The organism is Pantoea sp. EKM103V, assembly GCF_011800365.1.
Taxonomy (GTDB): Bacteria; Pseudomonadota; Gammaproteobacteria; order Enterobacterales; family Enterobacteriaceae; genus Pantoea; species Pantoea anthophila.
In genome coordinates this window covers 1-22891 of sequence record NZ_JAALFQ010000018.1, presented here as the reverse complement: position 1 = coordinate 22891, position 22891 = coordinate 1, and the positions used below count along the sequence as shown (strand labels likewise).

Genomic DNA, 22891 nt, shown 5'->3' with positions numbered 1-22891 from the left:
ACTCACCATGAAACAACCTCTGATTTCGGCGCTGCTTGCAGGCGCCGCGCTTCTTTGCGCAGAAATGGCGAATGCCGCAGAGCAGCCGGTCGTGTCAGGTAATGACATGGCGTACATGAAGCAGCAGCAGCGCGACCTGGAGCTGTTTAAAAGCCAGCTGAAGGGCATGAATATCACGCTGCCGGATGCGCAGCAGGAACGGGTCTCGCAGCTGCAGAACGAAATTGCCGCCTCGCAGGCGGATCAGAACAGCGCCGCCAGCCCCGCACCGCGGGCCGTGTATTTCGTGAGCCTGGGTATCCCGGAGGAGGGGCTGCTGCCGATGCTTGCGGACGCCCGCCGCTTCGGCATACCGGCCACGCTGCGCGGCCTGCTGAACAACGACTTCCGTCAGACCGCTGAGACGATGTTTGAACTGTCTAAAAAAGATAAGCAGGCCGGGGTGCAGATCGACCCGACCCTGTATGAGAAATACAACATCAGGGCCGTGCCGGCGCTCGTCGTCACCTGTGGCAGTCAGTCGGACGTCATCTACGGCAGCCTGCCGGTCAGGCAGGCGCTCGAAGAGGTTAAGCAGCGCGGTGACTGTGGCAGTACGGCCGCGCAGCTGCTGCAGGATGCGGAGGGTACGAAATGAAGCGTGCCCTGCTGCTTTCTTTATGTCTGATGGCGTCCGGCGCATTCGCTGATGCGACGAGTGACGCTTACAACGCGGGTGCGGGATATGCCGGCTCAAATAAGGGGCAGGGCACCGCTGCGGCGAAGGGGACCGACCCGGCGTCAGTGATCCCGGGCTACACCGCCAGTCCTCCGCAGGGGGGGTATTACGGCGGCGTGCAGGGCGGGGACGGCGGGATAAAGGATAAGGGACAGACCCAGATTGGAAGTAACGAAGCGGGGCAGGCCGTTACGGACTCTTCAACGAAGAACCCGGCCGTGACCATTGATCCTAACGCCGACTTTATCCGGAACGGCAAGAATGCGGAGGCGAACAGCGGCTCCATCGTGGACGGTACCAACAGCCAGTGCACCGCGAAAGTCGTGTCGAAGTCAGTATTTGAAAACTTCACCTGCGACAGGGACGTGGCGCAGGTCCAGACCTGTGCCCGCACCGGCAGCGTCATCGTCACGGGCTCAAGCCACACGGAAACCCGGACGATGAATATGCTGCTCAAAAACGCACGGCGCTCGGGTAAACAGGTCATAGTAGATTTTACTTTTCCTGAAACGGCCACGCTCGTCAGCGGCACCACGCAGCTGGTTTATACCCCGGCCCCGTCCTACAACTCGGGGGCCAATTACGTCACCTCGATTCTGAACAATAACGTCACGCTCCGTTACGGTAAGAAGGCAGCGGACAGTCTGGGTATCGCGGGGCTGCAGGTTAACGCGGGGCAGGTTTACTCTGCCGTGATTACCCCTGATGGCTCACGTATTGATGCCACCATCAATACGCTTATTAAGTACATCAATGACGGCACCACCCTGTTCCACCTCGACGTAACGTTTAACGTGACCGTATCGGACAAAAAGGCCGACACGACGTGGTCCGAAAGCTGCAGCTTTGACAAATCACAGGCCACTGCCAGCACCGGCAGCGTCTGCACCGACCCGGGCGGCTCCCGCTCTGTTACCTCCGACGGCCAGACCTATACCCAGACGCAGGGCTGCTGGCAGTACCAGGACAGCTACATCGTGCCGGTGAACTCCACCGGTAACTGCGCTCAGCTGATGTCTGACCGCAACTGCACCATTGCCGGCCGCGGCTGTACCGAGGCGGAAGGCGGAACGTGCATGCATGAGCAGGATACCTACCAGTGCCAGACCACTTACAGCTCGCAGGGCCTGCTGTGCGGCGGACAGTATCTCTGTCAGAGCGGCGACTGTGACGGCACTGACGGTGCCGGCGACAGTGGCTTTGATACCGCCGTGGCCAAGCTTGCCGGTCTGGCCTCCGCCGGCGATGACGTCAAGAACGGCGATCAGATAGATATCAAGGCCTTTACCGGACAGGCGCTCTACTGCCGCAAGGCGATGGCCGGCTTCTCAAACTGCTGCGTTGATACCGGCTGGGGGAACAGTTCGGGGCTGGCCAACTGCAACAGTGACGAAATGGCCATCGGTAAAGCGAAGGCTAAAAAGGTCACCGTTCTGGTCGGCGAAGCCTGCAATAAGGCCGTGCTGGGAGTGTGCGTGCAGAAGAAGCAGGCCTATTGCGTGTTCGGCGGCAAGCTCGCCCGCATTATCCAGGAGCAGGGGCGCCGCGATCAGCTGCACGTCAGCTTTGGCAGCGGTGACTCACCGAACTGTCGCGGCATTACGGTTCCTGAACTGCAGGCCATTAACTTTGATCTGATTAACTTCCAGGACTTCTACAGCGACCTGATGGCCAATCAGAAAATCCCTGACTCAGCGACGATGATCCAACAGGCAAAGGACCGCATAGCTGCACAGGTTAACGCGCAGACAGGAGGTAAATAATGAAGCGGCTGCTGATTAGCCTGATGATGGTTATGTGCGCCGGACAGGCGGTGGCGGACGATGCGCCGGCTGCTGACGCGGTGGTGACGCCGGCCGACCCGTTTACCGGCTGGCACTGGTACAACGAGCCGAAGAAAAAGCCGGACCCGCCGGCACCAAAAGCGCAGCCCGCGCCGCAGGTGCCGGACTTCAGCAGGCTGTCACCGTCAGAGCAGGCGGACGTACTTAAGGAGTACACAAAGGAGGCGCTGAACAACGCCATCCTCCATCCGTCTGCAGAGCATACCGCCACGTTCCTTCGCTGGCAGAAGTTCTGGACCGACCGGGCCTCGATGTTCAGCCAGTCCTTTGCCGTGGCGCAGCTTGACCATCCGGATCTCGACTACAACCTTGACCATCCGCACTACAACAGCACAGCGCCGCTGCAGCAGGCACGGGACCAGCAGGAGCAGACGCAGGCCATCAGCCAGCTTGCCGGCCAGTACGGGCTCTTCTACTTCTACCGCGGCGGTGACCCGATTGATGCACAGATGGCCGGCGTGGTGGCGGACTTTGCCCGCCTGCGGCACATATCACTGATACCGGTCAGCGTGGACGGCACGGTGTCGCCGCAGGTGCCCGACAGCCGGCCGGACGCCGGCCAGAGCGCGCGCATGGGAATTACGCACTATCCGGCGCTGTTCCTGGTTGACCCGAAGTCAAAAAGCTTCCGGCCGCTCGCCTACGGCTTTATGACGCAGGACGACCTGGCGAAGCGCTTTCTCAATGTGGCCACCGGCTTTAAACCTAACTTCTGAGGACATGATCATGCTGACTCTTTCTCCGGTCTGGCACGGGCGGCTGCGTGCTACGAATCGGGCAGGCAACTTTCTGCTGCAGACGCTGGTTATCCATCCGGCGCTGCTGTTTTTTCTGCTGTTCCTGCTCAGTGCACACGGTTCGGGAGGCGCCGGACAGTGGCTGCTGAATGAGGCCGAAGCTCTGGTGCGCGACGCCCCTGCGGGACAGTTGTGGGGCTGCGTATCGCAGGCCATGCCCGTGGAGACCTGGCCGCCGGTTTCTGACACATCACGGGATAAGGCCGTACCGGTCAGCAGTGATATCAGGCCTGCACCCCCGACAGCCATGTGCGTAAAGGCCGCGGTGAGCCGCGATGCGTGGGCTTCGCAGACTAATGACACGCTGCTGTTCCTCTATAAGGCTGGCGTGGTGCTTTCCGTCTTATCGGGCCTGGTGGTGAGACATTTCCGCCGCCGGGTAAATGGAGAAAACGTATGAACAGACTTCCTCTCATTATTACGCTGTTTATGACTGGCATCATTTTTAACTGCCTGCGCCAGCTGCTAACGTGGTCAGTCAGCTTCACGTACGACGTGCTTGCCGGCGTCTCGGTAGCCTGTCTGGTTCTGGTTGCGCTGGGCCTCATCGCGGAGCTGATTGCCTGGCGGAGGTCGCGCGGCGGCCGGGGAGGCCATCATGAGGCTTAACGTGCTGCTGACGGTACTGCTGACGCTGCCGGTATTCGCACAGGCGTCGGTGGCCTCGGACATTGCTGCGCTGGAGCAGGCGAAGGGGCAGCACGGTGCGCAGCTGCCGGATTTTGGCCTGCCCGGGACGCGCCCGGTGCGTGCGGTGCCAGCGAAGCCGCCCAGAATGATGACCCTGACCGACGGACGTCAGGTGAACCTGAACGATTATGCAGTGGTGGTTTTTATGCAGCGCGGCTGTCAGTACAGCGCAAAGTTCGACCCGCTATTGAAGTCCTGGGCTGATGAGGAAGGGATAAAGGTGTACCCCTACAGCCTTGATGGCTATGGAGATGCGGCTTTTCCGGTGGCGCTTATCCCGCGCAAGGCGGGACCGAATGAGCCGATAGCCGGTGAGATCCTGACCTTCTTCGGCAACGGGCTGCCCATCGCCACGCCGACCACCTTTATGGTCAACGTAAACACCAACGTGGCCTACCCGCTGTTTCAGGGGGAGACGGACATGGGCACCATGAGCCAGCGACTGGCGCAGATGATCGAAGCCGATATCGATAACCTCCCGCCGGACACGCTGGGTCCGGTCCCGAGCAGTGCCTCACTGACCCCGCAGTAATACGGGCGGCTGTGCCGCCGACGGAATACCCATGACTGAAAAAACGTTAACGCTCTCCCGGCTGGAGACAGCGCTGCTGCTTGTCTGCGCCTCGCTGCTGGCCGCCGCCGGCCTGTATGCCTGGCTCGCCTGCGAAATTGCCGGCCGTCTGGACGGCATGACTTACGGTTCTGACGCGCTGGTGCTCAGCGGTCTGCAGCTTTATCCGCTGCTGTTCCTGTTTTCCCTTGCCGGTGGCTTCGGCTGCGGCGTGCTGGTCAGCATCACCCTGCGCCGGCACGGATTTATGGCCGACCGTAACGCTTTCTGATACCCGCAGGAACACACCTTACTTACCCTGAACCAACGGAATGAAACATGACTTATATGACGAACGCCGGGCTATCGCCTGAAAAACTGCTGTGGCTGAACGCCGAAGAACACGTAAAAAAGCTGACCGGGTTGTATCAGGCACGTAAAGGGCATCTTTACGTGCAGGGATGGACAGGCACCGGTAAGTCGGTGGTCGGGCGCGAGCTTGCAGCGCGTCTTGACGGCGACTATTTCAGCTATGAACTGCTGACGTCAGACGAATATGAAGCGGGATTAAATGAAATTGTGGCGAGGCTACAGACCAGTGACAAAGCGGTCATCATCCTGGATGGCTTTTTCCCGGCCGTCGCTGCAGAGGCAATGAGTCACCAGCTGAGAGAGCTCACAAAGAAGGGCGTGAGCCTGTTTATCTTTTCCCAGGAGCCGCTGTTGAAGGACAGCCCGGACAGGCATCTGCTCACACGGGAAATAAACACGATCGCGGAGTTTCGTTACAGCAGGCCGGCCGGCAACTGCGTCACGTTCTGTCAGATTAAATAAAACTCTCCAGCCATAACTGACAGGTGAATGCGGTACGGAATACCCGTTCCCGTATTCTGGCTCAGCTGCTCATTAATTTTCTTCCAGCCAGTTCAGCTGATGCTGAATACCTGGCTGCTTCGGAGCGTCTTCACATGAAACTCAGGCAGTTCCTTCTCGGCGCCGCGACGGCGCTGGTCATCAGCACGCCTGCACTGGCCGACGTGCAGGGTGACCTGAACGGCTACTTTGGCAGCCTCGGCTTTGACGGCAACGTCTCAAAGGCGCAGGCATGGCAGGGTCAGGCCGCAGGCTACGTTACCGGCGGCTCCATCTATCTGCGTAACCCGGTTAAACAGGTGCAGCTCATCTCGATGCAGGTACCGTCACTCAACGCCGGCTGCGGCGGCATTGACTCCTATCTGGGCGCCTTTTCCTATATCAACGGGGCCGAACTGCAGCGCTTCGTTAAGCAGATAATGAGTAATGCGGCGGGCTACGCCTTTGACCTGGCGCTGCAGACGATGGTGCCGGAGCTTAAGCAGGCTAAAGACTTTCTGCAGAAGCTCGCATCCGACGTGAACTCCGCCAACATGAGCTCCTGTCAGGCCGCGCAGGGTATCATCGGCGGCCTGTGGCCGGTATCTCAGGTGTCGAACCAGAAAATCTGTCAGGACATTGCCGGCGAGAGCAACATTTTCTCCGACTGGGCTGCGTCACGTCAGGGCTGCACCGTGGGCGGTCAGGGTGACAGCGTCACCGGCCGGGCGTCCGATAAAATGAAGGACCAGGTGCTGAAAAACAAAAACCTCATCTGGGACGCGCTGGGCCGCAACCACCTGTTCGACGGTAACCGCCAGTTGAAGGAACTGGTGATGAGCGTGGTGGGCTCCATCATCTTCAATAAAGCCGGACAGGTCACCGTCCTGACGCCGCTGGTTGATAACCGCGACATCATTACCGTGCTGATGCGCGGCGGCACCGCGAAGATGTACGGCTGTGATGAGCAGGATCTGTGCCTCGGGCCGACGGTGGCCAGCGTCACGGTCAGCAGCGACGTGGCGCTGGTGACCCAGGTGCGCAACCTGATGATTTCCATCGACAGCAAACTCACGGCTGATACCGGCCTGTCGGACAGAGAGAAAGGCTTCATCAACACCACCTCGGTGCCGGTACTGAAATACCTGACCAACTCCCGCAGCATGGGCATGAGCCCGACCTACCTGATACAGGTCGCCGACTTTATCGCGCAGGACATGATGATCCAGTACCTGCAGGAACTCGTAAAGCAGGCGAGCCAGTCACTGGCCGGTAAAAACTTCCCCGAGCAGGCCGCCGGCGAGCTGCGTAACAACGTGCTGGCTGCAACCTCGCTACTGGCACAGATGAAGCTGCAGAGCACCGCGGATCAGAACGCGCTGGACGGCATCGATCGCAACATGCAGTACCTGCAGCAGCAGGTATCAACCATTATCTCGACGTCCTATCAGGGCAACTATCAATGGGGAACGGGCAATGACTGAAGTCTGGACCATTTACGGCGGTGACATGTGGCGTCAGGTGTTTAACGGCGTTGTCACCGTCATCGGTAGCGACACCTATGACACGTTAAAACGTATCGCCGGGCTTTTTGGCGTGCTGGGCGTGATCTTCAGCTTCATCAAATCGCGCAATCCGATGGTGTTTGCCAGCTGGCTGGCCATCTTTTTTGTCATTACGTCAGTACTGCTCGTTCCGAAGCGCAGCATACAGATTCTCGATGTCACAGATCCGGCGGCAGTTTATCAGGTCGATAACGTGCCGGCCGGCCTGGCCTTCATCGCCGGACTGGCCACGTCAGTGCAGTTCGGCGTGGCGCGGCTTTATGAGTACAGCTTCTCGCGCCCGGATTCGCTGACCTATACGAAGTCCGGCATGCTGTTCGGTTCGCAGATTGTGGCGCAGACCACGGACTTCCGGTCACAGAATCCGCAGCTGGCCGGCATGCTTACCGACTACGTGGAAAACTGCGTGGTGGGCGATATTCTGCTGAATAATAAGTACACCGTGTCACAGCTGCTGAACAGCAGCGATCCGCTGACGCTGATTACGAATAACCCGAGTCCGCTGCGTGGCCTGTACCAGGATACTGGCAGTGGCCGGCAGTTCATCACCTGCCAGCAGGCGGCTGCGGTCGTCAAAAACCTGATTGGAGCAGACGTGCGCATCGGTGGCACAACCTGGCACGTGCTGGCCACGCGCGTGTTTGGCAGCCGCGTCAGTGGGGACACACTGCTCGGCAACGCGATGGATGAGAGCTACAACTTCTTCTATGCGGGTGGCCTGAGCGCAGCGCAGATTATGCGTAATAACATCACCAATGCGGCCATTCGTGACGGCTGGAAAGGTTTTGCGGCGCGCTCTTCCGATACGGCCAACCTGCTGAATCTGGCCACCGAGTCCAGCATGACCAAGCAGCGCATCAGCTGGGGCGCGGGTGGCGTGATAGCGTCGCGTACGCTGCCGATGTTCCAGTCGCTGATGATGCTGGTGCTGATTGCGCTGTTCCCGCTGGTCATCGCGCTTGCGCTGGTAAATCACGACATCTTCGGGCTTAAAACGCTGAAGCTGTACGCTGGCGGTTTCGTTTATTTCACCATGTGGCCGGTGATGTTCGCCATCCTTAACTCGCTGGCCAACTTCTATCTGCAGACGAAGACCGGGGCCACGCCGCTGGTGCTGGCCAGTCAGGATCAGGTCGCGCTGCAGCACTCAGACGCGGCCAACATCGCGGGCTATCTGAGCATGTCGATACCGGTGCTCGCCTTTTTCCTGACCAAAGGCGCGGCGTCAGTGGCCTCACAGGCTGTTGGCGGAGTGATGAGTTCGGCGGCGTTTGCGACCGGCGGACAGGCTTCCACGACGGCGGACGGCAACTGGTCGTTTAACAACATGTCGATGGATAATGTCAGTGCCAACAAGTTTGACACCAATATGCTGCGCCGCTCGGGGTCTCAGGGCTTCCAGACCGGCAATAACGCGATGATGACACAGACGGCTGACGGACACACCGTAGTGGATACCAGTCAGGCGATATCAAACCTGCCTGTCAGCATGCGGCTCAGTTCTCTCGCCAGCAGCGGGTTCTCCGAGCAGGCACGGCAGGCGCAGCAGCAGGCGCAGAGTTCGCTTGATGGCTATAACCACAGCGTGACCAGCGGCTTCCAGCAGATGAACCAGCTGACGCAGCAGAGCGGTAACAGCGACAGCATGACGCAGGGCAGCGACAACAGTGTGGCAACGAATGTCTCTAAAGGCGCGAGCAAAATGCAGTCTGCCGTTGAGAACTATGCGAAGTCGCACAATGTTTCGGAACAGCAGGCCTACAACCAGCTGATGGATATCACCAATCAGGGCAGTGCGGGTGTACGTGGATATGTCAAATTTGACTCCGGTGACCAGCTGGCCGGCAAGGTTGGCAAGTGGGCAACCGGCCTCAGCGCAGGAGGGGAAGGAAGCGCTGACTGGCGACACACGTCCGGCAGCTCGCACGGTACGCAGGACAGCCACGCCGAGGGCCGTGACAACCGTCATGACCAGAGCAGTCAGGAGGCGCGTGATTTCCGCGAGGGCATGGATATGGTGACATCGACCCGTCTAAGCGAATCGGGAAGTCATACTGATAATCAGTCCAGTTCAAATGCTCAGCAATTCGCAGCAACTCTCAACGATGCGAAGAGTCAGTACCATCAGTACACCGAGAGCAGCACGCGCAGTCAGGAATTCAGCCGCATGGCCACGCTGTCACAGACCCAGAGCGCCAGCCTGGACGCCAACTACAATCAGGAGTTTGTGGACTGGACTACTGCTAAATATGGCAGTGACGCCCAGAACATCCTGACAAACGTCAGAAGCGCGCAGGGCGCGGCCACCGAATTTATGCATGAGCGGCTTGAGCCTGAAATCATGCGGAACTATGGCACACGGACTGACCAGGTTAACAGTGAGCCGCTGCAGCCGGCACAATCGCTGGATGCAGCAGGGACATCTGCCGGGAGTGGAAACACGCTTCCGGCCGGCGCGCCGACTTCCGGACAGGCCCTGTCGGGTAGCTCGCCGGTTTACGATCGTGGAACGTCTGAAGCTTCGTCGCAGAATGCTGTCGTCAGAAAAGGGCAGGCAGCTGAAGTCAGCTCGCGGCAGGGAGAGCGGAATCTCAGCGCTCCGGCCGGTGCACCTTCACAGGAAATGAGGGAAGATTTCCGTAGCGGGTCAAAACGTGTGAGCGAGCAGGCCGCAGGCGCCGGCATTCAGAATAATGTCGCTAATCAGGTCGCAGCACAAAGATCTGGCCTTATGGAAACTCTCAGGGAAAATGACGGTAAAATCGCCGAAAATAAAACCACTGTTCAGACGTCCAGTGATATACTCAGAAATGAGCATCAGGGTGCGGTCAGAAGTCAGCAGATAGGTCGAACTGAAGAAGATATCAGACAGACTAAGCCCAAAATCGATGATGCCGAAACTGAACAATTTAAGCTCAAGCTAGAGAAATTAAGAGCCGAGCAGAAAAAAGCTTCTTAATCAGACTATTTATGGTGAGGGATTATGAGTAATTTAACTATGGCTAAGATTGATGCTGATATTTCAATGCTCATGGAAAGTTTGAGTTCAAAACATCGCTTAATTCCCTCATCATTAAAGCTACTTAAATTAAGTTTATTTGTTCCGACCTTGGCATTAATTGCTGCATTCATGAGTGATGTTATCGGCTATGTGTCTTTGTTCGGTTCACAGTCGTCGCTGGAGGGATACTCCCTTTACTTTCTAAGTGATGGATGGGCTGTCGTCATTCCTACGCTGATTATTGGTGTTATCTTTGCCTTCATGACATATAACAATTTAATGCTCTACATGGCCGTTCCTAGTGAGGCTCGACGGAATTCCCTGATACTTAGTCATCTCCGTAGAATTTCTAAACGAACCGTGTGTGTTTTCTTACTTCTAATGTTGGTATCAACGATTTTATCCGTTTTTAAATCATGGGCCGCTCTTGCGGTGCCGGCTCTAGAATTTGCTCTACTCTTTGCAATTAATATGATTGTTGGTGCTGAAATTAATCGTCTCGGCGCAGGTCTTGCCCTCGAAAAAATCAGCACCCTCATTAAAAAGATTTAAGTTCCCTCCGGCTTCTGCCGATACCCCTTCCGGCACTCTGACGGAGGGGGTTATTTTCAAACTCCCATTTAAAACAGCGTGCCCCGGGGCGCGCCTGTCCCGTTTTTTCCGTTTAACAAGGATACGTCAATGAAAAACCGCAACGCCTTCGTGGCAGCAATCGCTGCTGCCTCTCTGATGCTTTCCGGATGCAGTGCTATGAGCACCGCCATCAAAAAACGCAATCTCGATGTCAAAACGCAGATGAGCCAGACCGTCTGGCTGGAGCCGTCCAGTCAGAAAACCGTTTACCTGCAGGTGCGTAATACCTCCGATAAAGACATGAGCGATCTGGAGCCGATGCTGGCGCAGGACCTGCGCGCAAAAGGCTATACCGTGACCTCCAGTCCTGATGCCGCCTACTACTGGATTCAGGCTAACGTGCTTAAGGCAGAAAAGATGGACTTGCGTCAGACACAGGGATTCCTGTCAACCGGATATGAAGGTGCCGCTACCGGTGCCGCGCTGGGTGCAGGTATTACCGCCTACAACAGCACGTCCGGCGGTGCCATTCTGGGCGTAGGCCTCGCCGCAGGCCTGGCGGGTATGGCAGCGGACGCAATGGTGGAAGACGTTAATTACACAATGGTGACCGATCTGCAGATTTCCGAACGCAGTAAGGCCGCCGTGACCACGGATAACGTGGCGGCGCTGCGCCAGGGTTCATCGGGCATCAAGCTGCAGACCAGCAGCGAAGAAGGCAACCGCATGAAATATCAGACCCGCGTCGTTTCAAATGCTAATAAAGTGAACCTGAAGTTTGAAGAGGCAAAGCCCGTGCTTGAAGCGCAGCTGGCCAAATCTGTCGCAGGTATTATGTAAAGCCAGACGCCTGTTCCGGGAGGCCTGAGTGCATAATTCTGGCGAGACATCAGCTACGTCATTGACTGTCATCATTACTGTCTCGTTCCTGGGGCTTTTGTGCTCGCTGACGCTCATCGCGCTGACAGACGACTGGCTGCTGGACAATCTGAGTGCGGCATTGCGGGTTTATGATGCTGTCCGCGGGGCGCCCGGGGCCGGGTCGCTTCGTCATTTTATGATCGGAGCCATGTTTCTATACGTGCTGACCGTAAGTGTCTGTGGCATAGCTTTCGCTGCGGGGCTACGGATAGCCGTTACAAAGATATGGCAGCTTGCAGGTCGCTGAAATTCCTGGTATTAAGTAACGACCGGTTGTAAAACCGGCGGCAAGCGCCTTCAGGAGAAATAAGAAACCTTTCCTGACAACGGGGCGCCTGCCGACCCCCGTCAGCGCCCCCCGGGCAGCGGACACCGGGGCAGCATCAACACCACGGGTGCTGCCCTCCTCCCTTATGGGACCTTATATTCAACGGATTTCCCGGATATTCGGGCCAGCGGAAGCGTGGCTTAGATTTCCCCAATTAATTGCCGCGCATGCTTCACTGGCAGGCTTCTGCGTGGCTGGCGCGCGTCCGTGCGTGTGCTTACCTCTACTGATCCTCCATTCTTAACTTTCTGAAGGAAATACCTATGCTCCCTCTCAACGGTGCGGCTCGCACATTTGTTATCTGGTTAACACTGTGTTTCGCCTGGAGCGCCATCGTGCTGTGGCAGTTCGGGCCGGATATCGTACAAACCATCATGTCACACAGCCATCTGTTTGCCTGGGACCTCGCCACCCGTATGGTGCAGGGCGACATGATGCCTTCGGGCATTATCACGCTGCTGCTGTTTCTGCTGGTGATGACTGCCGGTTGCGTGCTTTCCGCGCTCACGCTGGTCTGCTGGAATCTGTTTATTTTCACCTGTGCTATCCCCGTTATGGCCGGCGTCTGGCTGCTGCGCCGTGCGGGGCTTATCCGCACCCGCGCGTCCATCACGCTGAATTAATCTCCGGGGCCTGATCGGCCCTCTCTGCCACTTTTCTTTGTGCCGTCGGCCTGCCCGGTTTTTCCGGGCGGGCTGCGCCTGCGTGCTATCCGGAGTTCTTCATGAGTTTTACACCCAAATACCTGACGCAGGGCGGCCAGATGACGGCCTACCGGCTGCGCATGTTTGTGCAGGTCAGTAACTGGATTTTCCACTGGATGCTGCTGCTGTTCGTGTTAGCCACCGGCGTGCTGTTCTGGCTGACAACACCCGACGATGTGCTGCGTAACGGCTTCTGGTACTGGGCTGCATGGCCAAGCCACTCACTGCTGGGCCTGTCCCCGCGTGCGGCCGAAGCCACGTGGGACATTTTCTGGCACTGCGATGAAAGTGCGCAGCTGTGCACGATAAAGCTGACGCCGGCGCAGCTGCTGGCCAATCCGTGGATGCAGGACATGGGCCGCCAGTTCCTGACGAATCTGCGCTTCATCGCCAGCGCCTGTGGTATCACCGCCAGCCTGCTCTGGTGCCTCATCGCCTGGTATGTGGGGCGCATCGGTAAGAAGGAGAGTGAGGACGAGTTTATCTCCGGCATGACCCTTACCGATCAGCCTAAAGAGGTCAACCGGCTGCTGAAAAAGGCCGGTCAGAAGTCCGATCTGCAGATTGGCGGCCTGAACATGGTTAAGAACACCGAGGTTATGAACTATCTCATTCACGGCACCATCGGCGTCGGTAAGTCCACGCTCATCCGCTGGCTGCTGGACTACATCCGCCGGCGAGGCGACCGGGCGATTGTTTACGACTCCGGCGGTACGTTTATCGAGACCCACTATGACGAACGGGTGGACAAAATTCTGAACGCGCACGACAAGCGCTGTGAGTACTGGGTGCTGTGGCGCGAGGGGCAGGATGTGGTGGACTACGAGAACATGACGGCCGCGCTGATGCCGGTTGAGGGCGATTCCGACCCGTTCTGGGTGTCCTCATCGCGCACCATCTTCAGCGACACGGCCATGCAGTTCGCGTCCCGTCCTGACCGCAGCATCGAAACGTTTCTGAAGACCTGTCTCTCTATCGACCTGAAAAGCCTGCGTGAGTTTCTGAAGAACACCCCGTCGGCCAACCTGGTTGAGGAAAAAATCGAGAAGACCGCTATCTCTATCCGCTCGGTGCTGACCAACTACGCGAAGTCGCTGCGCTACCTGCAGGGGCTGGATAAGGAGGGTAAGCCGGAGTTCAGCATCCGCGAGTGGATGACCGATGCGCAGTACGACAGCAGCTGGCTGTTTATTTCCACCACCGCCCGCCATCGCAAGGCTGTGCGCCCCCTGATATCGATGTGGCTGTCGCTGGCCACGCTGCTGCTGCAGAGCATGGGCGAGAACAGCGACAGGCGCGTGTGGTTTATCGGCGATGAGATTGCCAGCCTGCAGAAAATACCGGAGTTCAACGAAACGCTGGCCGAGGCGCGCAAGTTCGGCGGCTGTTTCGTGCTGGGCATTCAGAACATGCCGCAGCTGATCCACATTTACGGCCGCGAGATGGCTAAAGCCATCTTTGACCTGCTGAACACCCGCGCCTATGGCCGCTCGCCGAGCGCTGAGGTGGCCAAAATCGTGGAGGAGGAGCTGGGTCATCAGCGCCGGCGCGAGGCGCGCGAGCAGAACAGCTACGGCCTTGACCAGGTGCGTGACGGTATCTCCATCAGTAAGGACAAGGTTAACGAGCCCATCGTGGACTACGACCAGATTATGAAGATGCCGAACCTGCAGTTCTATGTGCGCCTGCCGGGCGAGTACCCGGTGGTGAAGCTGAACCTGAAGTACCGTAAACAGAAAAAATATCACCCCGCGCTGATTGAGCGTGACTTCCGTGACCGGCTGAGTCCGGAGCTCGAACAAATCATCGAGAGCAACGAACGCAGTTCCCGCGCGGCGAACATTTCGTTTCCGACCGGCGAAGAAATACTGGAAAACGGTGACCGTACCACCGCCACATCCGGGCCGGAGACCGTGCCTGCTTCACCGGCTGCCGCACCGTTAAAAGCTGAGCCGCCCGTGAGTCGTCCGATTTCACCTGCTGAGCGGGAGGTTGTGACGCCAGTACCTGCTGCGACGCCGGCTCAGGCACGACCCGCATCAGAAGCTGTGAGTGATACGCCGCCGCCCTCAAACGTGCGCCCGTTCCCGCTACGTACTGTACCCGCGCCGGTCATCGCGGCTGAGGCTGAACCGCTGCCGGCAAAGCAGGCTTCGGCAGAGGCACCGCCTGAAACGAAAATGACGCCGCCGGCACCTGTCCGGCCGGTAATGCCGACAGACACCGGGGGAGACGCGTCGCAGTCGGAGACGCTGAAGCCGGTCGTGCGACCCCTTATGAAATCAAAGCCAGCCGGACCCAGTGCGCTGGACATGCTTGCGCGCCGCAAAAGCCGTGCGGCTGCAGCAGAAAACAGCGTAGACAACGCTGATGAGGCGTTACCTCAGGACGACGCTGCGCAGGGTGAGTCTCCGGAGCTCAGCATGCAGATGGAAAAAGACGACGGCGGCCGCCTCATCGTCCGGCACATCAGCCCGCGAAAAACCGACCAGGAAAAGCGCGAGGAGGCTGATGCCCGGCAGTACAGCGACGCCAACGCACGCATGGCCGATGACGAAAAGAACATCCTGCGACACCGCGACGACTACGACGCGTATCAGGAGATGAGTGACAGCCTTGACCCGGGAGGGTATGAACGATGATGACCGTTGCTCCGGTGGCCTCGGCCGCCGACGCTGCCGGCTACTACAGCAGCAAGGATAACTATTACTTTCTGGATGACATGCCCACGCAGTGGATGGGGGAGGGTGCGCGTGAACTCGGGCTTGAGGGACCGGTTGACCTGGATACGTTCACGGACATTCTGCATGGCAATCTGCCCAACGGCGTGGTGCTGGGCAAGGAGGTGCAGGGGGTACACGTGCACCGACCGGGGCACGACTTTACCTTTTCAGCACCCAAAAGCGTCTCGATGCTTATCCTTGCCGGCGGCTATAAACGCCTGCTGGAGGCACACCATGATGCAGTAAAAGAGACGCTGGCCATCATGGAGCAGACGGTAAGCGCCCGGGACACGAAGGAGGGCGTCACGCGCATCGTGACCAGCGGAAAAATGGTCGCCGCCCTGTTCACGCACGACACCTCCCGCAACCTCGATCCGCAGATCCACACGCACGCGGTGATGGCCAACGTCACGGAGCTGGACGGCAGGTGGAAGGCGCTGGCCACCGACACCATTCACGGTGCCGGCTTTATCGAAACGGCATACCGCAACCAGATAACGTACGGCAAAATCTACCGCAATGTCCTTAAAGGCAAGGCTGAGGCTATCGGCTATGAAACCGTGCCGACCGGCGGCCGTCATGATTTGTGGGAGATAAAGGGCTTTACGGAAGCGGTGCTGGATGAGTTTTCCTCACGCCACCGGGAAATCCACGCACGCGCCGGCGAGGATGCTTCACTGAAAAGCCGCGACGTGGCCGCACTTGATACTCGCCAGCGCAAGCAGGATATCAGCCGCTATGGTGAGGACAAGGGGGCACCGGGGCGCACCCGGCCCGAATCTTCCTCCATACCCGTGCAGGCTGAGCGTGCTGCGGCAGTAACAGAGAAAATCCCTGCAACAGCGGATAAAGAAACGTCAGCCCCGTCAGCAGAGGATAAAGATGTGCCGGCAGAGCCTGAACCGGCGCATGGGGTGTCAGCCGCAGAGAAAATCCCTGAAAAGGCGGATAAAGAGCCTTTAACCCCATCAGCACAGGAAAAAGACCTGTCGGCAGAGTCAGGTCCTGAGCGCGCGGTGTCAGCCACAGAAAAAGCGGCTGTTACAGCAGATAAAGGAACATCAGCGCCGTCCCCACAGATTCAGGATGACCCGATCGCTAAACCCGAAACGGCCGACGGCCGTGCCCGGCTGCAGGCGCGCTGGCAGCGCCAGATGGACGATACCGGCTTTGACATCCAGGGTGTGATAAATGAAGCGCGCGAACGTGAAATGTCCCGTCCTGACGCGGGTGAGGTGCAGGACGCCCCTGTTTCGGCGATGGAGGCGGTCCGCACCGCTATTTCCGTGCTGAGCGACAGTAAAACGCGGTTTACCTACGGGGATCTTCTGCTGACCGCTCATAACGCCGGTGAACTGCAGAACACCATTCCGGACCTGCGCAGGGCGCTTGACCAGGCTATTCATGACAACCTGCTTGTGCCTCTCGACGGTGATAAAGGCGTGTTTACCTCGCACATCCACCTGCTGGATGAGCTGTCGGTACAGTCGCTGGCGGCAGATATCCTGAAAGAGAACCGGGTAATTAATTTCAGCACTGTCGGCGATCTCTCCCCCGCGCACCCTGAGCACATTGCCCGGGAGCCTGCCGTTATCATCAGTGCGCCTGCATCAGTCGGCCGGCTGCGTGAGGTTACAGAGGAGCTGGTGACAATGTCACGTGAGCAGGGGCGCGAGGTCAGCGTGCTGACCAGTTCAGCCGAGCGCGCACTCAGCTTTGCAAAGTCGCCTGAGCTCAGGGACCGGCTGCTGCACCGCAGCCGGATGCTTGATGGCAGCTTCAGCCTGATGCCGCAGAGTACGGTCATCGTCGAGAGCGCGGAAAAACTCAGCCTGAAAGAAATGCTGGTGCTCACCGGTGAGGCGCATCAGCAGAATGCGCAGCTGCTCTTTCTGGATAGTGCCGGACGGCAGTCAAATGCGAATGCCCTGTCCGTGCTGACGGCAGCGGGCGTAAAGCGTCAGAGCCTGAACGCACCGTCTGACGGAATCGAGGTGCGCGTGACCAGTATTCAGGACAAGCGCGACCGCTATCAGGCGCTGGCAGATCGCTATGCCGGAATGGACCCTGCGGAGGGGCCCGTTACGGCCGTTGTGACAGGCCCGCGCGAGCAGAGCCATCTGACCGGTGTTATCAGGAGTGCGCTGCAGGATGCCGGCAGGCTGGGGCAGGAGTCGGTCAGCATCGTGGCGCGTACGCCGGTGTTTATGACGGCTAAAGAGCGCCGTCTCCCCCAGACCTACCGCGCCGGTATGGTGCTGGAGGACCGGTCAGAGAAAAACGAAACGCGGCACTACGTCATTGACCGCGTGCATGATGAGACCCGCATGCTCTCGCTGATTGACGGGGACGGGGTGCTGTCACGGGTAAAACTCAGCGTACTCTCCGGCGACTGGCGGCTGTTCACGCAGAATGATGCTGAAATTGCCGCCGGGGAACGCCTGTTTGCGCTTGCCGGTGATAAGCATGCGGGCCTGAAAGCGCGCGATCGCCTCACGGTCACGGCGATTGAAAACGGCACGCTCATCGTACAGCGCGAAGGGCAGCAAAAGCCGCTGCGTCTGGACGCGTCCCGGCCGCTTTACGTGACTTACGGATACGTCAGCGCGCCCGGCAGCCGTGACAACGACCGCGGCACGGTGCTGGCCAGCCTGGGCGCTCAGGATTTGTCGGTAAATATGATCAATGCGCTGGCACAGTCCGGCCATGAGGCGGAAATTTTTACCGGCGAAGCGCTGAGCCGGGCGGAAGAGAAGCTGGGGCGCCTGCGCTCCACGCGCTCGCCGCTGTCGCTGGTCCGGCAGGCCAGCGGAAAAGAGGATGCCAGTGAGGCGGTGGACACGCTCAGTAAACAGCTGCTCTCTGATTCACAGAAAGCCGTAACGCGCGGCGTGGCGCAGATGCGGGACGTCGCCTTCCCGTGGGCGAAACTGCTGGATGAGGCGCTGACATTCTGCGGTGACCTGAAGCTTATCGAGAGTGAAGTTGCCCGGCAGGTTAAGGAGGGTGACCTCATTGAGGTGCAGACCCGTGCCGGACCTCACTTCGTTGCGCGCGCCACGTGGGAGATGGAAAAAGCCATCGTGAGCGAAATTGAGCGGGGTAAAAACACGCAGGTGCCGCTGATGGCGCAGGTCGATCCGGCCCTCCTGTCCGGCCTGACTCAGGGCCAGAAAGAGGCCACCTCGCTTATTCTGCAGAGTCCGGACCGGTTTACGGCCGTGCAGGGGTATGCAGGCGTCGGTAAAACCACCCAGTTCAATGCGGTCAGGGCGGCTATCGACACCCTGCCGGCTGACGCGCGTCCGGTCATTGTAGGCCTGGGCCCGACTCACCGGGCGGTTAAGGAGATGGCGGGCACCGGCATCGATGCGCAGACGCTGAAGTCGTTTGTGCTGGACTGGCAGATGCGCAGCGCGGCCGGCGAGGACGTCCGCTATGACAACATGCTGTTCCTTATCGATGAGTCTTCCATGATTGGTAACCAGGATACCGCGGCGGCGTACCGCGCGATCGCCGCCGGAAACGGCCGCGCCGTGCCGGTAGGGGACGTAGCACAGCTGCAGTCGCCCGAGAGCGGAGCGCCATTCCAGCTGATGCAGGAGCGGAGCCCGATTGACGTGGCGGTCATGAAGGAAATCGTGCGCCAGCGCGACCCGGACCTGAAGTCTGCTGTGTACAGCATCATCAGCAATGATTTCGCGGCGGCCCTGAGAAACATTGAAAAGGTGTCGCCGGACGTTGTTCCCCGGCGCGCAGGCACGGTGCCGCCCGCCGGATCAATTGTCGAGTCAGCAGATCCTGTATCCACAATCGTGGCTGACTTTATGAGCCGCACCGATGAGGCACGGGAGCAGACCATGATCATGGTTCAGCTGCACGCAGACCGCAGAGCCATCAATGAGGGTATTCATAACGCGATGGTTGAATCAAAAGAGCTGGGCGAGGCGTATCGCACCGTCCCTGTCCTGGATCGCATCAACGGCGGCCGGCACGACTTTAACCGTATCGACGACTGGGAAACCGGGCAGGTGGTGATGGCCAGTCAGCGGTACCTGCACGTTACCGGCGTTGACCAGGCAAACGGCAACATCACCCTGAAGGATGAAGCGGGGCGCACGCAGTACTGGTCGCCGCAGGAGCTCAACGCCACTGAAATTGAGGTTTTTGAGACCCGCTCTATTGAGCTTCGCACGGGTGACAGCGTCCGCCTGAGTAAAACCCAGAAGCAGGCCGGTCACGCTGCACACGAACAGTATCGCGTTGAAGAGCTGCGCGACAACGGTGAGATTGTGCTGCGCAATGCCGGCGGGCTGAAGGTTATCGATCCGGCAGCAACGTTCGCTGACCGGCACGTGGACTACAGCTGGGCGGTCACCGGCTACGGCGCTCAGGGCGCCAGTGCCCGTTACTCACTGGCGCTGGAGGGCGTTGAGGGCGCTCGTGAGCTGATGAGCGGCGCGCGGGCGTTTTATATCAACGTCTCGCGTGCGAAGGATCATGTCCAGATTTTTACCGATGATAAAGCAGGCTGGACAAAGACGCTCAGGAACGGAAAAGAAGGGCCGGCCACGGCGCATGATGCGCTCACGCCCGAGCCGGAGCGCGATCGGGCCAGGCGGATCTGGGCGATGGGTCAGCCCGCGTCTAAAACGGCAATGGGCCGCGCGTTTCTGCGGTCAAATGGCCTGCGCGGCAGCCCGGTTACGGCACGCATCATCCCGCCGACACGGAAGTACCCGGAGCCACATCTGGCCCTGCCGGTGTATGACGGTAACGGAAAAGCGGCGGGCCTGACGATGATGCCGCTGCTTCACGATAAGGGCGCACTGCTCGCCGGGCAGACCCGCCAGCTGGTCACAGCGGGTGCACAGGCCGCCATGCTGCAGAAAAGCCGCAGCGGCGAGGTCGTGCTCGTCAGCGATCTCACGCAGGGACTGGCCGCCGCGCGCGAAAAGCCGGAGGCGGGAGTATTGATAATGCACGGACGACAGATTCCATCCGCACAGCTTCTGAAGGTGGCGGGTGGCAACCTGGAAGAGCTGCGTCGTCCGGACGCCACGCTTCTGAGTCAGGTGAAAGCTGAGCTGCAGGAGATACTCGCCGTTCTGCCGCAAACGGAGAGAGAGCAGGATGAGCAGGCTACGCTGCGCAGTGCAATAAAGTCAGTCAGCAACGGCAATCAGATGGAAAAAACCAGCCTGCCGGCAGTGCCACCCGGCCAGGGCGGGATGGATAAGGTTACCCTGGCCGTGCAGCTTGCAGCACGTGTGGCAGAAGTTATTGAGCAGAAGCTGCCCCGACTTCCGGGCGAGTCGCAGCCGGACTACAGCGCACTTGTCCGGCAGGCTGCCCGGACGCTGGCGGATACGCCGGATGCCTCATCTGATGCTGCGGTGCGCGCCGTACTCGGTGCGCTGTCAGTGAGCGGGATACCGGACAGTGTCAGGCAGGCTGCCGCAGCAGGGAGCGACGGCGCGACCCCGGCTGCCGTGGTCCGCCAGGTTCAGGAAGAACTTAACCGTTCGCGGTCTGCAGTTAAAACGGCTCAGCCGGAAATTCCGTCAGCGGTGCTGGCCAGTGCCGTGCGCGAACTCGACCGGCAGGCGCAGGTCAGCCTGCCCCCTGAAGCGCGGGGTCGCGAGCCTGAGAGGGAGTTACCTGGTCCGGAAATCACCCGTCACATACAGAAAGAACGTTAATATCCTTTGCGGCCGTCCTCAGTGCGGCCGCGTCACCTTCGGCCTGCTCATCGCAGGCATATGAGATAAACCATGAAAAAGACCCTTAAGATGACCAGCATTGCTCTGGCCATGAGCACTGCTTTGTTTACAGTCCAGGCCGGTGCCGCCGGCGCTGACGCGTTTACCCCGGAGCAGCAGGCCCGCATCGGCGAAATTGCGGCGGACTATCTGGTCGCGCACCCGGACGTGCTCATTGAGGTGAGCAAAAAGCTGCAGGCGCGGCAGCAGGCCATGCAGCAGCAGGCTTACGTGCAGTCAGCGCTGAAAACACACCGGCTGCTGATGCAGCTGGATAGTGTACCCGTTAAGGGGCCGGCGGACTCAAAAGTCATCGTGACTGAATTTTTCGATTACGAATGCATCGCCTGCAGCATGATGGCGCCGGTGATGGAAAAGGTGATGGCTGCAAACGCCGGCGTGCGCTTTGCGTTCCGCGACTGGACCATTTTTTCCGCCCGCTATCCTGAATCAGAGCAGGCTTCACGCCGCGGGCTGGGTATTTACCGGAAGCAGGGGGCAGATGCGTACATGGCATTTCACAACGGTATTTACCGCACCGGGCATAACGAAGGAAAACTGACGGCAGAAGACATTGAGAAGGTCGCTGCCGCGGCCGGTGCAGGTGCGGCTTCAGACGGGGATAAGGTCGTGTCTGACCACGTTACGGAGAACAATGCTGCCCTGGCTGAGATGCTGGGGCTGACGGGGACGCCGGGCATTATCGTGATGCCGGCTGAAAATGCCACGCCGGACAACACTACGGTCATTCCGGGCGTGGTCAGCGAACAGGTGATGCAGCAGGCCATTGCCCGGGCAGAAAAGCGGTAAAAAAACCCGGCCCGCGTGGCAGAGGGCCGGGCAAACTATTCCATAACGGAATAACACCACCAAACAAGAGAAACCCGCCGGGAGCATGAGCCAGCATGCGACATGCTGTCAAACTATTTACCGCACAACGTAATAAAAAATCCCGGCACGGGGCCGGGACGATGAAGCATTTCAGTCTGCCTTATAGCGCCAGCCAGCGGGCATTGTCCGGGGTATCGGCTATTCCGCCAGAACCTTTACCCCATGACGGCCACGCCGCTCAGGCTGTTCGTTCCTCGCGGTGCTGCGGTACGCCTCAGCCTGACCGCCCTGCCCGTCGTAAGTTAAAAGCAATTGTCTGTGACCCCTCCCCAGCCGGCTGCCTGAATATCAGTGAATACCTCTTCCGGACATCACCGTCCCGCCAGACGCGTGGTCTGGATTAAGTCCGCCCGCAGATGTGAACCCGGTCACGGTAAAGTTTATCGGTGAACTTTTTTTATCCATACGATTCGTGCTATGTGCAAACTGTGCTGGATTTAAGCAGGTGAGATGGGTATTCTTTTCAGAATTCGCCGGGCGGCGATCCTTTTCAGATCCCTGTTGATTACTGTGGTGGTTAACGACGGGGTGTGCAGTAAACCTGTGGCCGGACATGCGCGGCGCGGGAAAGAACTAACCGGATGGGACGTATCCGTAAAACGTCCAGGGTATGGAGCCGACGTTTCACCGGGCTCTGAATGCAAAAACCCCCCGAATCTGATGTCAACTTGGCGGAAGAGTCAGAGTCAGGGGGTCCAAAAGCAGGCGCTGCGCCTGTGAAGGATTATAACGCATGCTTTTCATAAGACAACCCCTGCCCGCCATAAGTACGGGACAGGGTGAATGACCAGACTTTAATCGGGTTAAACCGCCCGAACCTCAAGAATGACGGACGCCACCGCGGCGATCACTCCGTCGCCTGCAAGTGCTCAAACCCTGAATGGTTTGCACCCGGTAACTTCCGGCGCCTGCCGGGACAGATGGGGCACGCCATGAGCCGGCTCGTTATGAAAGACAAACGCACCGGCAAAA

General features: G+C 58.9%; 16 protein-coding genes and 1 pseudogene. All 17 read left to right on the top strand.

The annotated features are described in order from the left end of the window. The first annotated feature begins 7 nt into the window (after positions 1-7). Positions 8-637, top strand: coding sequence for a type-F conjugative transfer system pilin assembly protein TrbC (gene trbC, locus HFD97_RS21090; protein ID WP_167432473.1), 630 nt, complete (start codon positions 8-10; stop codon positions 635-637). Continuing rightward, positions 634-2481, top strand: coding sequence for a type-F conjugative transfer system mating-pair stabilization protein TraN (traN, locus tag HFD97_RS21085; RefSeq protein ID WP_167432472.1), 1848 nt, complete (start codon positions 634-636; stop codon positions 2479-2481). The genes trbC and traN overlap by 4 nt, the downstream gene beginning before the upstream one ends. Next, positions 2481-3278, top strand: a complete 798-nt coding sequence (traF, locus tag HFD97_RS21080) for a type-F conjugative transfer system pilin assembly protein TraF (RefSeq protein ID WP_167432471.1) — start codon at positions 2481-2483, stop codon at positions 3276-3278. Before traN ends, traF begins: the two co-directional genes overlap by 1 nt. A gap of 10 nt (positions 3279-3288) precedes the next feature. Continuing rightward, entirely contained in the window at positions 3289-3759 is a 471-nt protein-coding gene (locus tag HFD97_RS21075) for a hypothetical protein (RefSeq protein ID WP_167432470.1), read from the top strand. Next, positions 3756-3968, top strand: coding sequence for a hypothetical protein (locus HFD97_RS21070; RefSeq protein ID WP_167432469.1), 213 nt, complete (start codon positions 3756-3758; stop codon positions 3966-3968). Before HFD97_RS21075 ends, HFD97_RS21070 begins: the two co-directional genes overlap by 4 nt. Further along, a complete protein-coding gene (gene trbB, locus HFD97_RS21065; protein ID WP_167432468.1) occupies positions 3958-4581 on the top strand; it encodes an F-type conjugal transfer protein TrbB in 624 nt (207 codons plus the stop codon). Before HFD97_RS21070 ends, trbB begins: the two co-directional genes overlap by 11 nt. A gap of 31 nt (positions 4582-4612) precedes the next feature. Continuing rightward, the gene (locus HFD97_RS21060) at positions 4613-4891 is read left to right on the top strand and encodes a hypothetical protein (RefSeq protein ID WP_167432467.1); all 279 of its coding nucleotides are present in this window, start codon (positions 4613-4615) and stop codon (positions 4889-4891) included. A gap of 56 nt (positions 4892-4947) precedes the next feature. Beyond that, a complete protein-coding gene (locus tag HFD97_RS21055) occupies positions 4948-5433 on the top strand; it encodes an AAA family ATPase (RefSeq protein WP_244319836.1) in 486 nt (161 codons plus the stop codon). Positions 5434-5567: 134 nt separating this feature from the next. Beyond that, positions 5568-6935 (top strand): conjugal transfer pilus assembly protein TraH, encoded by a 1368-nt coding sequence (gene traH / locus HFD97_RS21050; protein WP_167432465.1) that lies wholly within the window; start codon positions 5568-5570, stop codon positions 6933-6935. Continuing rightward, entirely contained in the window at positions 6928-9975 is a 3048-nt protein-coding gene (gene traG, locus HFD97_RS21045) for a conjugal transfer mating-pair stabilization protein TraG (RefSeq protein ID WP_167432464.1), read from the top strand. The genes traH and traG overlap by 8 nt, the downstream gene beginning before the upstream one ends. Before the next feature lie 24 nt (positions 9976-9999). Continuing rightward, positions 10000-10569, top strand: a complete 570-nt coding sequence (locus HFD97_RS21040) for a hypothetical protein (protein WP_167432463.1) — start codon at positions 10000-10002, stop codon at positions 10567-10569. A 129-nt stretch (positions 10570-10698) separates the two neighbouring features. After that, entirely contained in the window at positions 10699-11430 is a 732-nt protein-coding gene (traT, locus tag HFD97_RS21035) for a complement resistance protein TraT (RefSeq protein ID WP_167432462.1), read from the top strand. A gap of 672 nt (positions 11431-12102) precedes the next feature. Continuing rightward, a complete protein-coding gene (locus HFD97_RS21030) occupies positions 12103-12462 on the top strand; it encodes a hypothetical protein (protein WP_167432461.1) in 360 nt (119 codons plus the stop codon). Positions 12463-12563: 101 nt separating this feature from the next. Then, complete coding sequence (traD, locus tag HFD97_RS21025; protein ID WP_167432460.1) at positions 12564-15185, top strand: type IV conjugative transfer system coupling protein TraD; 2622 nt, start codon at positions 12564-12566, stop codon at positions 15183-15185. After that, positions 15182-20968: a MobF family relaxase gene (gene mobF / locus HFD97_RS21020; protein ID WP_167432459.1), complete on the top strand. Its 5787-nt coding sequence runs from the start codon at positions 15182-15184 to the stop codon at positions 20966-20968. The genes traD and mobF overlap by 4 nt, the downstream gene beginning before the upstream one ends. A gap of 72 nt (positions 20969-21040) precedes the next feature. Continuing rightward, positions 21041-21838, top strand: a complete 798-nt coding sequence (locus HFD97_RS21015) for a DsbA family protein (RefSeq protein ID WP_167432458.1) — start codon at positions 21041-21043, stop codon at positions 21836-21838. Between the two features lie 860 nt (positions 21839-22698). Continuing rightward, a pseudogene (locus HFD97_RS22200) lies at positions 22699-22891 on the top strand (replication initiation protein); the annotation flags it as partial.

What these genes read in the sequence shown, in the direction of transcription:
- HFD97_RS21030 (WP_167432461.1), top strand. Translation starts at nt 12,103, where the DNA reads ATGCTCCCTCTCAACGGTGCGGCTCGCACATTTGTTATCTGGTTAACA.
- trbC (WP_167432473.1), top strand. Translation starts at nt 8, where the DNA reads ATGAAACAACCTCTGATTTCGGCGCTGCTTGCAGGCGCCGCGCTTCTT.
- HFD97_RS21015 (WP_167432458.1), top strand. Translation starts at nt 21,041, where the DNA reads ATGAAAAAGACCCTTAAGATGACCAGCATTGCTCTGGCCATGAGCACT.
- HFD97_RS21055 (WP_244319836.1), top strand. Translation starts at nt 4,948, where the DNA reads ATGACGAACGCCGGGCTATCGCCTGAAAAACTGCTGTGGCTGAACGCC.
- traF (WP_167432471.1), top strand. Translation starts at nt 2,481, where the DNA reads ATGAAGCGGCTGCTGATTAGCCTGATGATGGTTATGTGCGCCGGACAG.
- traT (WP_167432462.1), top strand. Translation starts at nt 10,699, where the DNA reads ATGAAAAACCGCAACGCCTTCGTGGCAGCAATCGCTGCTGCCTCTCTG.
- mobF (WP_167432459.1), top strand. Translation starts at nt 15,182, where the DNA reads ATGATGACCGTTGCTCCGGTGGCCTCGGCCGCCGACGCTGCCGGCTAC.
- traG (WP_167432464.1), top strand. Translation starts at nt 6,928, where the DNA reads ATGACTGAAGTCTGGACCATTTACGGCGGTGACATGTGGCGTCAGGTG.
- traN (WP_167432472.1), top strand. Translation starts at nt 634, where the DNA reads ATGAAGCGTGCCCTGCTGCTTTCTTTATGTCTGATGGCGTCCGGCGCA.
- trbB (WP_167432468.1), top strand. Translation starts at nt 3,958, where the DNA reads ATGAGGCTTAACGTGCTGCTGACGGTACTGCTGACGCTGCCGGTATTC.
- HFD97_RS21060 (WP_167432467.1), top strand. Translation starts at nt 4,613, where the DNA reads ATGACTGAAAAAACGTTAACGCTCTCCCGGCTGGAGACAGCGCTGCTG.
- HFD97_RS21075 (WP_167432470.1), top strand. Translation starts at nt 3,289, where the DNA reads ATGCTGACTCTTTCTCCGGTCTGGCACGGGCGGCTGCGTGCTACGAAT.
- traD (WP_167432460.1), top strand. Translation starts at nt 12,564, where the DNA reads ATGAGTTTTACACCCAAATACCTGACGCAGGGCGGCCAGATGACGGCC.
- HFD97_RS21040 (WP_167432463.1), top strand. Translation starts at nt 10,000, where the DNA reads ATGAGTAATTTAACTATGGCTAAGATTGATGCTGATATTTCAATGCTC.
- traH (WP_167432465.1), top strand. Translation starts at nt 5,568, where the DNA reads ATGAAACTCAGGCAGTTCCTTCTCGGCGCCGCGACGGCGCTGGTCATC.
- HFD97_RS21070 (WP_167432469.1), top strand. Translation starts at nt 3,756, where the DNA reads ATGAACAGACTTCCTCTCATTATTACGCTGTTTATGACTGGCATCATT.